Source organism: Nocardiopsis sp. YSL2 (assembly GCF_030555055.1).
Taxonomy (GTDB): Bacteria; Actinomycetota; Actinomycetes; order Streptosporangiales; family Streptosporangiaceae; genus Nocardiopsis.
Map to the genome: position 1 here is coordinate 3,465,232 of NZ_JAMOAO010000001.1, position 15,082 is coordinate 3,480,313.

The 15,082-nt window shown below is 71.3% G+C and carries 18 protein-coding genes; 14 read left to right on the top strand and 4 right to left on the bottom strand.

From position 1 onward, the window contains the following. Nucleotides 1–19 precede the first annotated feature (19 nt). The 8 genes from M1P99_RS15515 to truA all read left to right on the top strand — a co-directional run bounded on the left by M1P99_RS15515 (nt 20) and on the right by truA (nt 4,913). Nucleotides 20–475, top strand: a complete 456-nt coding sequence (locus tag M1P99_RS15515) for a DUF1707 domain-containing protein (protein ID WP_304453340.1) — start codon at nt 20–22, stop codon at nt 473–475. Between the two features lie 280 nt (nt 476–755). Continuing rightward, the gene (gene infA / locus M1P99_RS15520) at nt 756–977 is read left to right on the top strand and encodes a translation initiation factor IF-1 (RefSeq protein ID WP_013156135.1); all 222 of its coding nucleotides are present in this window, start codon (nt 756–758) and stop codon (nt 975–977) included. 55 nt (nt 978–1,032) lie between these two features. Continuing rightward, on the top strand, nt 1,033–1,146 hold the full coding sequence (rpmJ, locus tag M1P99_RS15525) for a 50S ribosomal protein L36 (protein WP_026117481.1): 114 nt from the start codon (nt 1,033–1,035) through the stop codon (nt 1,144–1,146). A gap of 211 nt (nt 1,147–1,357) precedes the next feature. Then, complete coding sequence (rpsM, locus tag M1P99_RS15530) at nt 1,358–1,738, top strand: 30S ribosomal protein S13 (RefSeq protein ID WP_304453341.1); 381 nt, start codon at nt 1,358–1,360, stop codon at nt 1,736–1,738. A gap of 66 nt (nt 1,739–1,804) precedes the next feature. Continuing rightward, the gene (rpsK, locus tag M1P99_RS15535; protein ID WP_053616319.1) at nt 1,805–2,209 is read left to right on the top strand and encodes a 30S ribosomal protein S11; all 405 of its coding nucleotides are present in this window, start codon (nt 1,805–1,807) and stop codon (nt 2,207–2,209) included. A 182-nt stretch (nt 2,210–2,391) separates the two neighbouring features. Next, nucleotides 2,392–3,414: a DNA-directed RNA polymerase subunit alpha gene (locus tag M1P99_RS15540; RefSeq protein ID WP_304453342.1), complete on the top strand. Its 1,023-nt coding sequence runs from the start codon at nt 2,392–2,394 to the stop codon at nt 3,412–3,414. A 67-nt stretch (nt 3,415–3,481) separates the two neighbouring features. Beyond that, nucleotides 3,482–3,961, top strand: a complete 480-nt coding sequence (gene rplQ, locus M1P99_RS15545; protein WP_304453343.1) for a 50S ribosomal protein L17 — start codon at nt 3,482–3,484, stop codon at nt 3,959–3,961. 106 nt (nt 3,962–4,067) lie between these two features. Then, on the top strand, nt 4,068–4,913 hold the full coding sequence (gene truA, locus M1P99_RS15550; protein ID WP_304453344.1) for a tRNA pseudouridine(38-40) synthase TruA: 846 nt from the start codon (nt 4,068–4,070) through the stop codon (nt 4,911–4,913). 60 nt (nt 4,914–4,973) lie between these two features. Here truA and M1P99_RS15555 read toward each other — a convergent pair whose 3' ends face one another. Then, nucleotides 4,974–5,993 carry a hypothetical protein gene (locus M1P99_RS15555; protein WP_369696560.1) on the bottom strand — a complete coding sequence of 340 codons (1,020 nt, stop codon included), beginning with the start codon at nt 5,991–5,993 and terminating at the stop codon, nt 4,974–4,976. Nucleotides 5,994–6,359: 366 nt separating this feature from the next. On the opposite strand from M1P99_RS15555, the gene M1P99_RS15560 reads away from it, so the two are divergent. From M1P99_RS15560 to M1P99_RS15580, 5 genes are all read left to right on the top strand, one after another. Continuing rightward, a complete protein-coding gene (locus M1P99_RS15560; protein WP_304453345.1) occupies nt 6,360–6,926 on the top strand; it encodes a hypothetical protein in 567 nt (188 codons plus the stop codon). 745 nt (nt 6,927–7,671) lie between these two features. Then, nucleotides 7,672–8,121, top strand: coding sequence for a 50S ribosomal protein L13 (gene rplM / locus M1P99_RS15565; RefSeq protein ID WP_053616342.1), 450 nt, complete (start codon nt 7,672–7,674; stop codon nt 8,119–8,121). A 36-nt stretch (nt 8,122–8,157) separates the two neighbouring features. After that, nucleotides 8,158–8,667: a 30S ribosomal protein S9 gene (gene rpsI, locus M1P99_RS15570; protein WP_304453346.1), complete on the top strand. Its 510-nt coding sequence runs from the start codon at nt 8,158–8,160 to the stop codon at nt 8,665–8,667. Between the two features lie 160 nt (nt 8,668–8,827). After that, nucleotides 8,828–10,165, top strand: coding sequence for a phosphoglucosamine mutase (gene glmM / locus M1P99_RS15575; RefSeq protein WP_304453347.1), 1,338 nt, complete (start codon nt 8,828–8,830; stop codon nt 10,163–10,165). A gap of 131 nt (nt 10,166–10,296) precedes the next feature. Next, a complete protein-coding gene (locus M1P99_RS15580) occupies nt 10,297–11,277 on the top strand; it encodes an ROK family glucokinase (RefSeq protein WP_304453348.1) in 981 nt (326 codons plus the stop codon). 37 nt (nt 11,278–11,314) lie between these two features. Here the strand turns inward: M1P99_RS15580 and M1P99_RS15585 are convergent, their stop codons facing one another. Beyond that, nucleotides 11,315–11,911, bottom strand: coding sequence for a Uma2 family endonuclease (locus tag M1P99_RS15585; RefSeq protein WP_304453349.1), 597 nt, complete (start codon nt 11,909–11,911; stop codon nt 11,315–11,317). A 139-nt stretch (nt 11,912–12,050) separates the two neighbouring features. Beyond that, the gene (locus tag M1P99_RS15590) at nt 12,051–12,791 is read right to left on the bottom strand and encodes a GntR family transcriptional regulator (protein ID WP_304453350.1); all 741 of its coding nucleotides are present in this window, start codon (nt 12,789–12,791) and stop codon (nt 12,051–12,053) included. 194 nt (nt 12,792–12,985) lie between these two features. Between M1P99_RS15590 and M1P99_RS15595 the strand changes: the two genes are divergently transcribed. Continuing rightward, nucleotides 12,986–13,990 carry a Gfo/Idh/MocA family oxidoreductase gene (locus M1P99_RS15595; protein ID WP_304453351.1) on the top strand — a complete coding sequence of 335 codons (1,005 nt, stop codon included), beginning with the start codon at nt 12,986–12,988 and terminating at the stop codon, nt 13,988–13,990. Nucleotides 13,991–13,992: 2 nt separating this feature from the next. Here the strand turns inward: M1P99_RS15595 and M1P99_RS15600 are convergent, their stop codons facing one another. Beyond that, nucleotides 13,993–15,063, bottom strand: coding sequence for a LacI family DNA-binding transcriptional regulator (locus tag M1P99_RS15600; RefSeq protein WP_304453352.1), 1,071 nt, complete (start codon nt 15,061–15,063; stop codon nt 13,993–13,995). Nucleotides 15,064–15,082 lie beyond the last annotated feature (19 nt).

Sequence of the window (15,082 nt, forward strand, 5' to 3'; positions counted from 1 at the left end):
AAGATGCGAGGTGCGCGCAATGTCCGACCCGGTGCCGTCGATACGAACGTCCGACTCTGACCGCGACCGTGTCGCGCAACTCCTCCAGGAGCACTTCGCCCAGGGGCGACTGGACCAGGAGGAGTTCACCGACCGGTTGAGCCGCACCTACAAGTCCCGCACGGTCGACGAGCTGGAACTCGTCACCCGGGACCTGCCCGAGCGCGACCTGGCCGACATCCAGGGCGTCGGCGTGAATCCGGCCCCGGGCGAGGACGGTCCGCCCGGCCCCCAGCTGACGATACGCGACCCGGCGCTGATGGTGCCGTGGGCGCTCTACGGCGGGGTCAACCTCCTGTGCTTCGTGATCTGGCTGATCCTGTTCCTCACCGGCGGCCACGGCTACCCCTGGTTCCTGTGGGTCCTGGGGCCGTGGGGCATCCTGATGGGCCTGGTGACCCTGGGGGTGCTCGCCGCGCCCCGGCTGCTGCGCTGAGCGCGGTCTCCACCCGCCCCCTCCGGCGTGGTAATGAGTACTTGTCCGGAGGGGATAGACTGGCACTGCCCATACGCGGGCCGTTGGGTCAGTCTGCCATCTCTGTACCACGTCCACCACGTGACGTACGCTCTTGCAGTTGACCTGATCTTCCAGTGTGTCTTGGCTTCGACGACGTCCGGCTCGGTCCGCCGTCGTCGGGGCCGTCGCGTCATGCGAGGCCGCTGGAGTCGCGTCGGGTTGTCCTGATCAACCAATCGATGAGCGAGGCGTGGAGGACATGGCGAAGAAAGACGGCGCCATCGAGATCGAGGGTTCCGTTGTCGAGTCCCTACCCAACGCTATGTTCAAGGTAGAGCTCGACAACGGGCACCAGGTCCTTGCCCATATCAGTGGCAAGATGCGGATGAACTACATCCGTATCCTTCCCGACGACCGTGTCGTCGTGGAGCTGAGCCCGTACGACCTCACGCGCGGGCGCATCGTTTACCGCTACAAGTAGCCGTCGCGGGCCGTCCGGGCCCGTGACGAGTGATGTGATGAGTTCGGAGTCACCGATGAAGGTCAAGCCGAGCGTGAAGAAGATCTGCGCGAAGTGCCGCGTGATCCGCCGTAACAGCCGGATCATGGTCATTTGCTCGGACCCGCGCCACAAGCAGCGCCAGGGCTAGTTCCCCGGTTCGCTGTCCGCGGCTTCCGCACAGCGAGTTACCCGGAGGGGTCCCATCCCCGACGGGCTTGAAAGAACGAATACCTGTTCCGATTCCGGGGCCGCGGAGGCCCGGGAACAACCCCCGGTCGGAGGCCGGGGCCTCGTCGATTGGGCGACGGGAGGGTGGAACGGGTCAGACCTCCGCACAGCATGGATGGAGTCTCGCCCACATGGCACGTATTGCCGGCGTTGACCTTCCCCGCGACAAGCGGGTGGAGATCGCTCTCACGTACGTTTTCGGGGTCGGGCGCACGCGCGCGCTCGAGACCCTGGCGAACACCGGTGTCGACGGGAACACCCGCGTCTACCAGCTGACCGAAGAGGACCTGGTCAAGCTCCGCGAGTGGATCGAGGCGAACTACCAGGTCGAGGGTGACCTGCGCCGTGAGGTCCAGGCCGACATCCGTCGCAAGATGGAGATCGGCAGCTACCAGGGCATCCGCCACCGCCGCGGCCTTCCGGTCCGCGGTCAGCGCACGCAGACCAACGCGCGTACCCGCAAGGGCAAGAAGAAGACCGTGGCCGGTAAGAAGAAGGCCGGTAAGAAGTAGTCCGCTCGGACTGTCCACCGCGTCCGAGAACCGTCAACGGACCGATGATCTCTGGGAGTTTCGCTAATGCCGCCTAAGGGCCGTCAGGGTGCCGCGCGCAAGGTGCGTCGCAAGGAAAAGAAGAACATTGTCCACGGACACGCTCACATCAAGAGCACGTTCAACAACACGATCGTGAGCATCACGGACCCCACGGGTGCCGTGATCGCGTGGGCCAGCTCCGGACAGGTCGGCTTCAAGGGTTCGCGTAAGTCGACCCCCTACGCCGCGCAGATGGCCGCCGAGGCCGCTGCCCGCCGCGCGCAGGAGCACGGCGTCCGCAAGGTGGACGTCTTCGTCAAGGGCCCGGGTTCCGGCCGGGAGACCGCCATCCGTTCGCTGCAGGCGACCGGCCTCGAGGTGGGCTCCATCCAGGACGTCACCCCGGTGCCGCACAACGGCTGCCGTCCGCCGAAGCGCCGCCGCGTCTGATCCGGCAGCGGGTGCCCGCGTCTCCTACCACGCGGGTGCCACGTCGCGCTCGCCCCGCGCGGTCCCGGCTGGGACCCGCGCGGGCGGGGTAGGAATCCGAGTAGAGGGCACCGCCGATCGGGCGGTGTCCATCCGGTGGCCGTCAAATAGCGGGCGGCCATGTGGAAGGGAAGTCACGGACCATGTTGATCGCACAGCGTCCCACGCTCGCCGAGGAAGCCATCTCGGACCTGCGCTCGAAGTTCGTCATCGAGCCGCTGGAGCCGGGTTTCGGCTACACGATCGGTAACTCGCTTCGGCGTACCCTGCTGTCCTCCATCCCCGGTGCGGCTGTCACCAGCATCCGCATCGAGGGCGTCGAGCACGAGTTCACCACCGTGCCCGGGGTCAAGGAGGACGTCACCGAGATGATCCTCAACCTCAAGGGCCTGGTCGTCAGCTCCGAGCACGACGAGCCGGTGCTGATGTACCTGCGCAAGCAGGGCCCCGGTGTGGTGACCGCGGCGGACATCGCTCCGCCGGCCGGTGTCGAGGTGCACAACCCCGACCTGCACATCGCCACGCTGAACGGCAAGGGCAAGCTGGAGATGGAGCTGACGGTCGAGCGCGGCCGCGGTTACGTCTCGGCGACGCAGAACAAGCAGCAGGGCCAGGAGATCGGTCGGATCCCGATCGACTCCATCTACTCGCCGGTGCTGCGTGTGACCTACAAGGTCGAGGCCACCCGTGTCGAGCAGCGCACCGACTTCGACCGCCTGATCGTCGACATCGAGACCAAGCCGGCCATCCGTCCCCGTGACGCCGTGGCCAGCGCGGGCAAGACCCTGGTCGAGCTGTTCGGTCTGGCGCGAGAGCTCAACGTCGACGCCGAGGGCATCGACATGGGCCCGTCGCCCACGGACGCCGCGCTCGCGGCGGACCTGGCGCTGCCGATCGAGGACCTCAACCTCACGGTCCGGTCCTACAACTGCCTCAAGCGTGAGGGCATCCACAGCGTTGGTGAGCTGGTGGCCCGCTCCGAGCAGGACCTGTTGGACATCCGCAACTTCGGTGCCAAGTCCATCGATGAGGTCAAGCAGAAGCTCATCGACATGGGCCTGTCCCTGAAGGACTCCCCGCCCGGATTCGACCCCAGCACGGCGGCCGACAACTACGGCTCCGAGGATGACGAGGGTGAGTCCTTCGTCGAGACGGAGCAGTACTAACCGACCTCGTCGCCCATGGTCCACGGCCGAGTGCGGCCGCGGATCGCATCACTAGGAGAACGACACCATGCCCACGCCTACCAAGGGCGCCCGTCTGGGTTCCGGGCCCGCTCACGAGCGGCACATCCTGGCGAACCTCGCGACCTCGCTGTTCCAGCACGGCCGCATTCGCACCACCGAGGCCAAGGCCAAGCGCCTTCGCCCCTACGCCGAGAAGCTCATCACCCTCGGCAAGCGCGGTGACCTGCACGCCCGTCGTCAGGTCCTGACCAAGATCACGGACAAGTCCGTGGTGCACGAGCTGTTCACCGAGATCGGTCCTCGCTACGAGAACCGCCCCGGTGGCTACACCCGTATCACCAAGATCGGTCCGCGCAAGGGCGACAACGCCCCGATGGCCGTGATCGAGCTGGTGGAGGCGCTGAGCGCGCCCGCCGCCGCTCCGGCCACGGCCCCCGCCGAGGAGGCCGCCGAGGCCCCCGAGGCCGCCGCCGAGGAGACCACGGAGGCCCCCGCGGCCGCCGAGGAGAGCTCCGAGAGCAAGTAGGGCGGATCCGACGCGTCCGGGCGCCAGCCCGGGCGCGGACCGCTCGCCGAGTGCCCGATCCCCTGGGGGTCGGGCACTCGTCATTTCCGGGATGCGATGGGGTGCGATGGACGACGACGAGACGACGGTCCGGATCTGGCTGGACATCGCCTACGACGGCACGGACTTCTCCGGTTGGGCGCGCCAGCCGACGCGGCGCACGGTCCAGGGGGAGCTGGAGTCGGGTCTGGCCAAGGTGCTGCGGCTGCCGGAGGTGGCGCTGACGTGCTCGGGGCGCACGGACGCGGGGGTGCACGCCCGGGGGCAGGCGGCGCACGCGGACGTCCCGCGGGCGGCCTGGGAGCGCGAGGGGGAGGCCCTGCTGCGCCGACTGGCCGGGGTTCTGCCCAAGGACGTGCGGGTGACCGGGGCGCGGACGGCGCCGCCGGGGTTCGACGCACGCTTCTCACCCCTGTACCGGCGCTACCTGTACCGGGTGAGCGACGCTCCGTACGGGGTGGACCCGCTGCTGCGCAGGGACGTGCTGTGGCACCGCAACCCGGTGGACGTGGACCGGATGAACGCGGCGGCGGCGCGCCTGGTCGGGGAGCACGACTTCGCGGCCTTCTGCAAGAAGCGGGAGGGCGCCACGACCATCCGGGAGCTGTTGCGCCTGGAGTGGGAGCGGGTGGACACCCATCTCGTCCACGGGACGATCCAGGCGGACGCCTTCTGCCACAACATGGTCCGCGCGCTCGTGGGAGCGCTGCTGGCGGTCGGGGACGGTCGGCGCGGACCGGAGTGGCCCGGAGAGGTCCTCGGAGCCGCTGTGCGCGACTCGTCGGTCCATGTGGTCGGCCCGCAGGGGCTGAGCCTGGAGGAGGTGCGCTTCCCGCCCGCGGGGGAGATGGCCGAGCGGGCGCGCTCCACGCGGCGGGTCCGGGAACTGCCGTGCCCGGGACACGCGGGATGACGTGAGGAGATGACGTGAGGGGGCACCGGCGCGGTGCCCCCCTCACGTGTCGGGACGCGGTCAGGCGCGGTCGTCGGTGAGCCGGGCGAAGGCCTCGTCGAGGAAGCCCTCGCCGATGTCGCGCAGGAGCGCGGCGTCCTCGCTCTCACCCTCGGCCTCTGCGTCCTCCTCGGTGCCGTCGCTGTTGGTGGCCAGGGAGAACAGGACGTAGCGGCCCCACTGGCCGCTGCTGCCGTGGCCGCCGGAGTAGTCCAGGCGCTCGGCGGGGGTGCCCTCCTCACCGGGCAGGCCGGCGAACCACTCGGCGGCGACCAGGTCCTGCGCGTCCATGGCCGCGGTGGCCTCGGCCTCGGTGGGCAGCGCGGCGACGCCGACCGTCACGGCGTGGTTCTCGTCCTCGCTGACGTAGGAGGCACGGACGAGCTGGCGGCAGTCGTTGTTCGCCAGGACCTCGCCGTAACCGCCGTGGGTGCCCGCGGCGCAGTCCTCGGTGTCCTGGTCGACCACGCGGGTGAAGGTGCCCTGGCCCTCGATCTCGACGGTCTCCGGGAAGAGGGCGCCGGTGGTGAGGGCGCCGGGGTCGTCGGCCTCGTCGGCGACCGACGCGGCGTCCGGCGAGCCGCTGTCGCCGCCGGTGCCGCTGGCGAGGAAGAACGCGCCGCCGCCCGCGACCACCAGCAGGACGACGAAGCCCGCGATGACCAGCATCCGGGTGCGGTTGCCGCCGCCCCGGGGCGGGGCGTCGTCGTAGCCCGCGTAGTCGTCGTAGGAGTCGTCGTCGCCCACGGCGGCGATGTCGAACTGGGCCGTGTCCGCGCCGGAGTCGTCGGGCAGCTCGTCCCGGTACAGCGGCCGGTCGTCGCCCCGGCCGGGGGCCGGCGGGACGGCATGGATGCTCTCGGTGGCGCCCATGGCGTCCGCGGGGAAGGCCGGCTCGGGCCCGGGGGGCTGCCCCATGCCGGGCTGGCCGCCCGTGGGGTAGGGCGAGGCGATCGGCACGGGGCCGTTCGGCGGCATCCCCGGTCCGGTCGGCGGGTACCCCACGGCGGGCTGGCCGCCGGTCGGGGCTGCCCCGGGCATCTGCTGTCCCGGTGCCGTGTGCGTCTGCTGGGGCCCGGAGGGCGGGCCCGGCTGTCCGGGGTGCGGGCCGTGGGTTCCGGGGGGTGTGTAGGGCGGCTGGCCGGGCACCCCGGACGGGTGCCCCGGGAGGCCGTGGTCGCCGGGAGGTCCGAAAGGCTGTCCCGGCGCGCCGGTCTGGTGTGGGGGTTCGTGTTGTCCCGGTGCCGTGTGCGGCTGCTGGGGCCCGGAGGGCGGGCCCGGCTGTCCGGGGTGCGGGCCGTGGGGGGGTGCGTAGGGCGGTTGGCCGGGCGCGCCGGGCTGGTGTCCTTGGGGCCCGTGCGGTCCTGGCGCCGTGGGCGGCTGCTGGGGTCCCAAAGGCATGCCGGGGTGCCCGGGGCCCGCGGGCGGCTGCTGCGCGCCCTGCGGCCCGGGAGGCTCGTAGGGCGGCTGCCCGGGAGCGCCGGACGGGTGTCCCTGCTGTCCCGGCCCAGTGGGCAGGACACCGGGTCGGCCCTGGCCCGCGAAGGGCTGCTGGGGCCCGGAGGGCTGTGCGGGGTGGCCCGGCTGTGCGCCCTGGGGGCCGGGAGCTCCGAAGGGCGGCTGGCCGGGCGCGCCGGGCTGGTACCCCTGAGGGGCGTGCTGCCCCGGTGCCGAGGGCGTCTGCTGGGGCCCGGAGGGCACACCGCCCTGCCCCGGCTGGTGTCCGTACGGCGCGTGCTCGCCCGGAGCCCCCAGGGGCTGTCGGCCCGGGTGCGCGCCCTGGGGGCCGGGAGCCCCGAACGGTGGCTGTCCCGGCGCGCCGGGCTGAGGCTCCCGGGGTCCGTGCTGCCCCTGAGCCGCCAGGGGCTGTTGCGCCGACGCTCCGTAGGGCTGGTGTCCGGGGGCGTACGGCCCCTGGCCCTGGTCGGGGGCGGCGTAGGGGTTCGCGGGCGGGTGCGGGGGCAGGCCGTGTGATCCGGGCGCGCCGTGTGCCGGTCTCGGCCCCGATGTGGAATCCTGACCTTCGGAAGAGCCTGGCGCTGATCCGAGGAGGTCCTGGCCGTCACCGCTCTCCGGGCCGGTGGGGTGACCGTCGGGACCGTGCTGGGGCGGGTTCGGATACGTGCTGATGGGAGTCTCCGAGGGCTTTGGAGGATGTGGGACTGGACCGCGGCGGACCGGGTCCGTGACCAGATCCGCGCCGTGGTGTCCGTGGCACCGTCCCGTCGGCGCGGATAAGCTGCCGGTTCCGGGGTGCCGAAGCGAACGTGACGGGTGTCTCCAAGGTGCGTGTCAGGGCTCGTCGTGCTCTGCGGAGACCGGCCTTCCGGTGCAAGAGTAGCCAACGCCCGGACGCGGACAGGACGAAGCACTCTCGGCGACAGGCATAATAAAAGGCGGAGAGGTCACGGATGTGACCCCGTGCCGGCGCTTTCCCCGCCGAGCGTGGTCCTGCCGGTCTACCCCGCCGCTGGCTTTGACCTGCGCTGCGGTGGCCAGGTAGGATATTCCGTTGTTGTGCGTTGAGTTGCCGTGGGCCCCGGACTGTCGGGCGCCGATCCACGCACCATCGTCTGCGCACTCACCTCCGGGTCGTCCTGATTGGCATGGGCATCCGGCCAAGTAACGCCCCGCAAACCCGCGGGAGTGTTTCGAAATACGAGTCCTCCATCCCGCCCATGGGATGGGGCAGCCGACTGAAGAGCGAAGGCAAACGATCGTGCGCACATACAGCCCCAAACCTAGCGATGTCCAGCGTCAGTGGCACGTTGTCGACGCTACCGATCTCGTGCTCGGGCGTATGGCGAGCCAGGTTGCCACGCTTCTCCGGGGCAAGCACAAGCCCTACTACGCGCCCCACATCGACACCGGCGACTTCGTGATCGTCGTGAACGCCGACAAGGTCGCGCTCACCGGTAACAAGCTGGAGCAGAAGCGGGCCTACCGTCACTCCGGTTACCCGGGCGGTCTGCGTTCGGTCGCATATGCCGACCTGCTGGAGAAGAACCCGGAGCGCGCCATCGAGAAGGCTGTCAAGGGGATGCTGCCCAAGGGCTCCCTCGGCCGCCAGATGGGCAAGAAGCTCAAGGTGTACGCCGGTCCGGAGCACCCGCACCAGGCCCAGCAGCCGGTTCCGTTCGAAATCAGGAAGATCGAGCAGCCCGCCTAGGCGTTCGCGAGACTTACAGGAAGCACGAGGATAACCGTGTCCGAGCCCACCGGCATCGAAGACGTCGCGCAGGAAGTCGCTGACAACCCGGAGGAGTTCCCCTCCGAGTACACCAGCGAGTCCGACGAGACGGTCGCCGCCTACGTCCCCACCGCGTCCGGCCCCAGCGCCGGTACCGGCCGCCGCAAGGAGGCCATCGCCCGCGTCCGTATCGCTCCCGGTTCCGGTGAGTGGAAGGTCAACGGCAAGCCCCTCGAGGTCTACTTCCCGGACAAGGTCCACCAGCAGACCATCAAGGACCCGCTCGTCTCTCTCGGGTTCGACGGCGCCTACGACGTCTTCGCCCGTCTGAACGGCGGCGGCACCAGCGGCCAGGCGGGTGCCCTGCGTCACGGCATCGCCCGTGCGCTGGCCTCGCTGGACCCGGAGAACAACCGCCCGACGCTGAAGAAGGCCGGTTTCCTGACCCGCGACTCCCGTGAGGTGGAGCGGAAGAAGGCCGGTCTCAAGAAGGCGCGCAAGGCTCCTCAGTTCTCCAAGCGCTAGTGCTCATGCGCCGGCGCTCGCTCGGCTGAGTTTCCGCCCGTACGTCGCTCCTGTCCGCAGGGGCGGCGTGCGGGCGTTCGTGTTTTCCCGTGGCTCCTTCCGCCACGTCGTTCTCCACCGGCGCCGGACGCGGCGCCGTTCTCGAAAGGGGCTGTCGCCTGTGGCTCGGCTGTTCGGAACAGATGGTGTCCGCGGTGTCGCTGGTCGGGACCTGACCGCAACGCTCGCTCTGGATCTGTCCATCGCGGCTGCGCGCGTGCTCGCGCGCGACCCCGGTGAGCGCCGACCGCTGGCGGTCGTGGGGCGCGACCCGCGTGCGTCGGGTGAGTTCCTGGAGGCCGCCGTGGTCGCCGGTCTGGCGAGCACCGGGGTCGACGTCGTGCGTGTGGGCGTGCTGCCCACACCGGCCGTGGCCTACCTCACGGGGGACCTGGGCGCCGACTTCGGCGTCATGCTCTCGGCCAGCCACAATCCCGCGCCCGACAACGGCATCAAGTTCTTCGCCCGCGGCGGCCACAAACTCGAGGACGCCCTGGAGGAGGAGATCGAGGGCATGCTCGGTGTGCCAGCCAACCCGGTGGTCGGAGACCGGGTCGGCCGGGTCAGCGACTCCCTGGACGGTGCCGACCGCTACGTCGGGCACATCCTGGCCTCGCTGCCGCACAGCCTCGAGGGCCTCAAGGTCGTGGTGGACTGCGCCAACGGCGCCGCCGTGAAGGTCGCGCCCGACGCCCTGCGGCGCGCGGGCGCCGAGGTCGTGGCCATCGGCGACGAGCCCGACGGCTACAACATCAACGAGGGCTGCGGCTCCACCCACCTGGCGCGCCTCCAGGAGGCCGTGCGCACCCACGGGGCGGACGCGGGCATCGCCAACGACGGTGACGCCGACCGCTGCCTGGCCGTGGACGCCGAGGGCAGTGTGGTGGACGGTGACCAGATCCTCGGCATCCTCGCCACGGAGGCCAAGGAGGAGGGCCGGCTGGTCGAGGACACCCTCGTCGTCACGGTCATGTCCAACCTGGGGCTGAAGCTCGCGATGAGCCGTGAGGGCATCCGTGTGGTGGAGACCGCGGTCGGCGACCGCTACGTGCTGGAGGCCATGAAGAACGGCGGCTTCGGCCTGGGCGGGGAGCAGTCCGGTCACGTGATCCTGTTGGACCACGCCACGACCGGCGACGGCGTGCTGACCGGCCTGCACCTGCTCGGCGCCATGGCCCGGCGCCAGCTGGGCCTGGCGGAGCTGGCGAAGGTGATGACCCGCCTGCCGCAGGTGCTCATCAACGTGCCCGACGTGGACCGGTCGAAGGTGGACGACAGCGCGGAACTGGCGGAGGCCGTGGGCCTGGCCGAGGCCGAGCTCGGCGAGACCGGCCGGGTGCTCATCCGCCCGAGCGGGACCGAGCCCAAGGTGCGCGTGATGGTCGAGGCCCCGGAAGAGCACCAGGCTCAGGCGGTGGCCGAGCGGCTGGCCGGAGTCGTGCGCTCGGCACTGTCCTGACCCAGGACACGCCGCACGCGCGCTCGGGCAGAAGGACGCCCGGGCGCGCGTTGTGTCGTGCAGGGAGGTCCGGCACGGGGGCGGGCCCCTTCGGCCGACAGGCCCATGATCGGTGGAGTGGAGCGGTCACGATGACGGACGCGCAGCGGGCGGACGACCTGACGATCGGGGTCGACATCGGGGGGACGAAGGTCGCCGGGGGCGTGGTCACGCGCGACGGTCGGGTGCTGGCGCGCATCCGGACCGAGACACCCGATCGCAGCAAGAGCCCCGCGGTGGTCGAGGACACCATCGCCGAGGTCGTCCGGGACCTGCGCCGCGAGTACCGGGTGCGCGCCGTGGGAGTCGGCGCCGCCGGGTTCGTGGACGAGCAGCGCGCGAACGTATTGTTCGCGCCACACCTGTCCTGGCGCCGGGAGCCGCTGCGCGACGCCCTGAGTGCGCGGCTGGGCCTGCCGGTGGCCGTGGAGAACGACGCGAACGCCTCGGCCTGGGCCGAGGTCTGGGTCGGGGCGGGCCAGGGCGTGGACAACGTCGTCGTGGTGAACCTGGGGACCGGGATCGGCGGGGCGGTGGTGCTGGGCGGTCGGCTGCACCGCGGGCGCTACGGTCTGGCCGGTGAGTTCGGGCACATGACGGTGGTGCCGGGCGGCCACCGGTGCGAGTGCGGGAACCGGGGCTGCTGGGAGCAGTACGCCAGCGGCAACGCCGTGACGCGTGAGGCCAGGGAACTGGTGCGGGCGGAGTCGCCGGTGGCCAGGGTGCTCCACCAGGCCGTGGGCGGGGACACGCGCCTGATCACCGGACCGCTGGTCAGCGAGTTGGCCAGCAAGGGCGACCGGGCGTGCGTCGAGCTGCTGGACGAGGTCGGAACGTGGCTGGGCACGGGCCTGGCGAACCTGGCGGCCGCCTTCGACCCGGAGCTGTTCATCATCGGCGGGGGCGTCTCGGAGGCGGGTGAGCTGCTCCTCGGTCCGGCCAGGTCCGCGTTCGAGCGCAACCTGACCGGGCGGGGCTACCGGCCGACCGCGCGGGTGGTGGCGGCGCGGCTCGGCAACGAGGCGGGCCTCATCGGTGCCGCCGTCCTCGCCCGCGAGGCACTCGCGGACTGACCCGGCGGCTCCGCCCGCGTCGCGGCCGTGTGGCGGCCTACCGTCGACTCAGGGCCTTGACCTCGATGTCGATGGGGAACGGGACATCGAGCTTGAGGCGCTCCCGAGCGATGGTGGTCGGGACGTACCTCGGGTCCCGCGTCCCGTCGAGCTCGAAGACATGGATCGCGGGACCCTGCTCCTCCCGCTCGATCCGCCAGAAGTGCGGGATCCCGGCCAGGGCGTACTTGAGGGGCTTGGTGGTCCGGTCGCGGTCCTGGGACTCCTCGGACACGATCTCCACGGCGATGAGTACGTCCTCGGGCGGAACGTGGGTGGCCTTGTACCAGTCGAGGTGTTCGTCGTCTTCGTCCTCGTAGCGGTAGACGAGCAGGTCCGGCTCCGGTCGCTGGTGCTTGCCGAGCTTCATGGTCATTTCCTGGAGGACGTCGACCCCGCGGGGCGCGGCTTCCTCCAGGGCGTGGGCCAGCCGAAGCATGACCTTGGAGTGGAAGGGGGTCTGGGGGGACAACAAGATGAGCGCTCCGTCGATGAGTTCCATCCGGGGGGCGCCCGGAGGGAGCTTGTCGATATCGTCGGCGGTCCAACCGCCGGGCGGGGGCGTGAACCAGGCGGGGAGCGGCTCAGCGGTCATCGCAACCTCCAGCGTCGATTCCTGAGCCCACACTAGTGCTGGTGGTTTCGCCATGGCAGGAACGCAGCGCTCTGTGACGGGCCGTGTGTGCGGTTTCTCGAACACGTTGGATAGGGGGCGAACCGAAACCGGGTGGACGTCAGTCTGTGAGGGTGAGTTCGAAGGAGTAGCGCGAGGCGCGGTAGACGTGTGAGCCCACCTCCACCACCGTGCCGACGTCGTCGTAGACGGTGCGGTCCATCGTCAGCAGCGGAGCGCCGCGCGACTCGTCCAGCACGCGGGCCTCGGCCGCCGTGGCGTTGCGCGCCCCGATGCTCTGGGAGGCGATCTTGAGGGAGACGCCCGCGGCGCGCAGCAGCTGGTAGAGGCCCTGGTGGACGAGTGTCTCCTCGTCGAGGTCGACCAGCCCGACGGGGACGTAGTTGTGCATGAGGGCGAGCGGTTCGTCGCGGGTGTAGCGCAGCCGTTCGATGACGTAGACCTCGGTGTCCGGCGCGACCTCCAGGGACGCGGCGATCGCGTCCGGCGGCGCCTCCACGGCCAGGCGCAGGACCTCCGTGCGGGGGTGCTCCCCGGCGCGGGTCAGGTCGTCGTAGAGGCTGGACAGCTGGAGCGGGCGGCGGACCCGCGGCATGACCACCTGCGTGCCCACGCCGCGCTTGCGCACCAGGAGACCGCGGTCGACCAGGTACTCGATGGAGCGCCGCAGCGTGGGGCGTGAGAGCCCGAGGCGCTCGGCGAGCAGCAGTTCGTTCTCCAGTCGGGTGCCCACGGCGATCTCCCCGCTCGTGATGCGCCGTTCGAGCTCCTGCGCGACCTGGAAGTACAGGGGCACGGGGCTGTTGCGATCGATCGCGATCGACAGCGGGGTCGGGGTCACGGGCTGTTCCGTTCGTCGTCGGGGCAGGAAGGCGGTTCCTTGATCAGTGTAAGGATGCCCGATTGTCGTGAGGTCCATACGTGCATATGTCTAGACAAAGTATTGACATCGGTGTTTCGCCTGGGTGAACATGGGGTCGTGGCTGTGACCCAGGCAACAGCCGACCGACATCCAGGGCACCGGAAGGGGCGGGCATGCGCGTAGGACTGGTGGGAACCGGCCGCATCGGCGAGTCGCACGCGGCCGCGATCGTTCGGCGGCCCGAGGTCGACGAGCTCGTCCTGGCCGACGCCGACAGCGGCCGTGCCCGCGAGGTCGCGGGCCGCGTCGGGGCGCACGTGGCCGGATCCATCCAGGACCTGCTGTACCCCGCCGCCGTCGACGCCCTCGTCGTCACCGCCGCCACCAGCGCGCACGCCGAGCTCATCCTCGCCGGCGTACGAGCCGGTACACCGGTCTTCTGCGAGAAGCCGGTCGCGCCGACCGTCGCCGAGACCGTCGAGGTCCTGCGGGAGGTCGACAAGCGGGAAGCCCTCGTGCACATCGGGTTCATGCGCCGCTTCGACGCCGGATACGCGCGGGCCCGCAGGGCCCTGGCCGACGGAGAACTGGGCACCCTGCACCGCGTCCACGCCGTGACGTGCGACGCCGCGCCCCCGCCCGCCGCCTACGTCCCCACCTCCGGCGGCATCTTCCGGGACTGCCACGTGCACGACTTCGACATCCTGCGCTGGGTCACCGGCGCGGAGGTCGTGGAGGTCCACGCCTACGGCGCCAACCGGGGCGCGCCGTACTTCGCCGAGGCCGGCGACGTGGACACCACCGCCGCCGTGCTGCGGCTGAGCGACGGGACGCTCGCGACCGTCCAGGGCTCCCGCTACAACGGCGGCGGCTACGACGTGCGGATGGAACTGGCCGGGACGGCCGGGACCATCGCGGTCGGCCTGGACGAGCGCGCGCCGGTACGCTCCGCCGAACCCGGGGTGGACTTCCCCGGCCGGAGCCCCTGGCAGGAGTTCTGGTCCCGGTTCCGGCCCGCCTACGAGGCCGAGATCGCCGCGTTCCTCGGGGCGGTCCGCGACGGCGGGGCGAGCCCCTGTACGGTCGCCGACGCCCTGGAGGCGGTCCTGGTGGCCGACGCGGCCGACCGCTCGCGCCGCGAGGGCCGTCCCGTCCTGGTCGAGGAGGTGCGGCCGTGACCTCAGTCGTTCCCGTCGGCGCGGGGACCCGCCGTGGTGCCGCGCACGATCAGCGCCGGCTCCAGCACGCTCGACCGCGGCGGCAGGGAGGGCTCCTCCACGCGCTCGATCGCCAGGCGCACGGCCTGACGGGCCAGTCCGACGGAGTCCTGGCGGACGGTCGTCAGCTGGATGTGCGCGAGCCCGGCCAGGGGGATGTCGTCGAAGCCGACCAGGGAGATGTCCTGCGGTACGCGGACGCCCGCGCGGGTGATCGCGTCCAGGAAGCCGATCGCGGAGCGGTCGTTGCCGGCGAGCAGCGCGGTGGGGACGCGTCCCTCGGCGAGCAGCCGCCGCGCGGCCTCGGCGCCGGATGCCTCGGTGTGGTCGCCCGGCAGGACGCGTACGTGGTCGGCCAGGCCGCTCCGGCGCATCCAGTCGCGGTAGGCGCGCTTGCGCTCGGCCGAACCGGCGCCGCCACCGCCGTCCAGGTGGGCGATGTCGCGGTGGCCCAGGTCCCGGAGGTGGTCCAGCGCCTGGCGCACGGCCGGGCCCTCCGCCGTGGCGACGATGTCGACCGGCGTACCGGGGAAGCGGCGCCCGACCGAGACCACGGGCACCCGTCCGGCCAGCTCCTGCAGGAAGCGCGCGCTGGTCTCGGGCCCCAGCAGGACCAGGGCGTCGCAGCGGTGGCCCAGCAGGGCGCCGACCGCCTTCTCCGAGTGCCGGGTCGGCGCGTGCGCCGACAGCACGAGGTCGTAGCCGACCTCCTCTGCCTCGGTGTACATCGCCTCCACCAGGTCCGCGTGGAAGGTGTTGTGCACGGTGAGCATGACCCCGAGCACGCGGCTCCGGGTACTCGCCAGGGTGCGCGCGGCCAGGTCCGGCCGGTAGCCGATCTCCTCGGCCGCGGCCAGCACGCGCTCACGGGTGCTGGCACTGGCGCCCGGGGCGCCGCGGAACACCACGGAGACCAGGGCGCGCGAGACGCCCACCCGGGCGGCGACGTCCTCCATCGTCGGCCGCCGGCCGCCGTTCGACGACGGCCCCGCGGGCTCAGGTGCGCCGTCGGCGCGCCCGTCTCGACCCCTCACGCTGTCTCCTCCCGTTCCT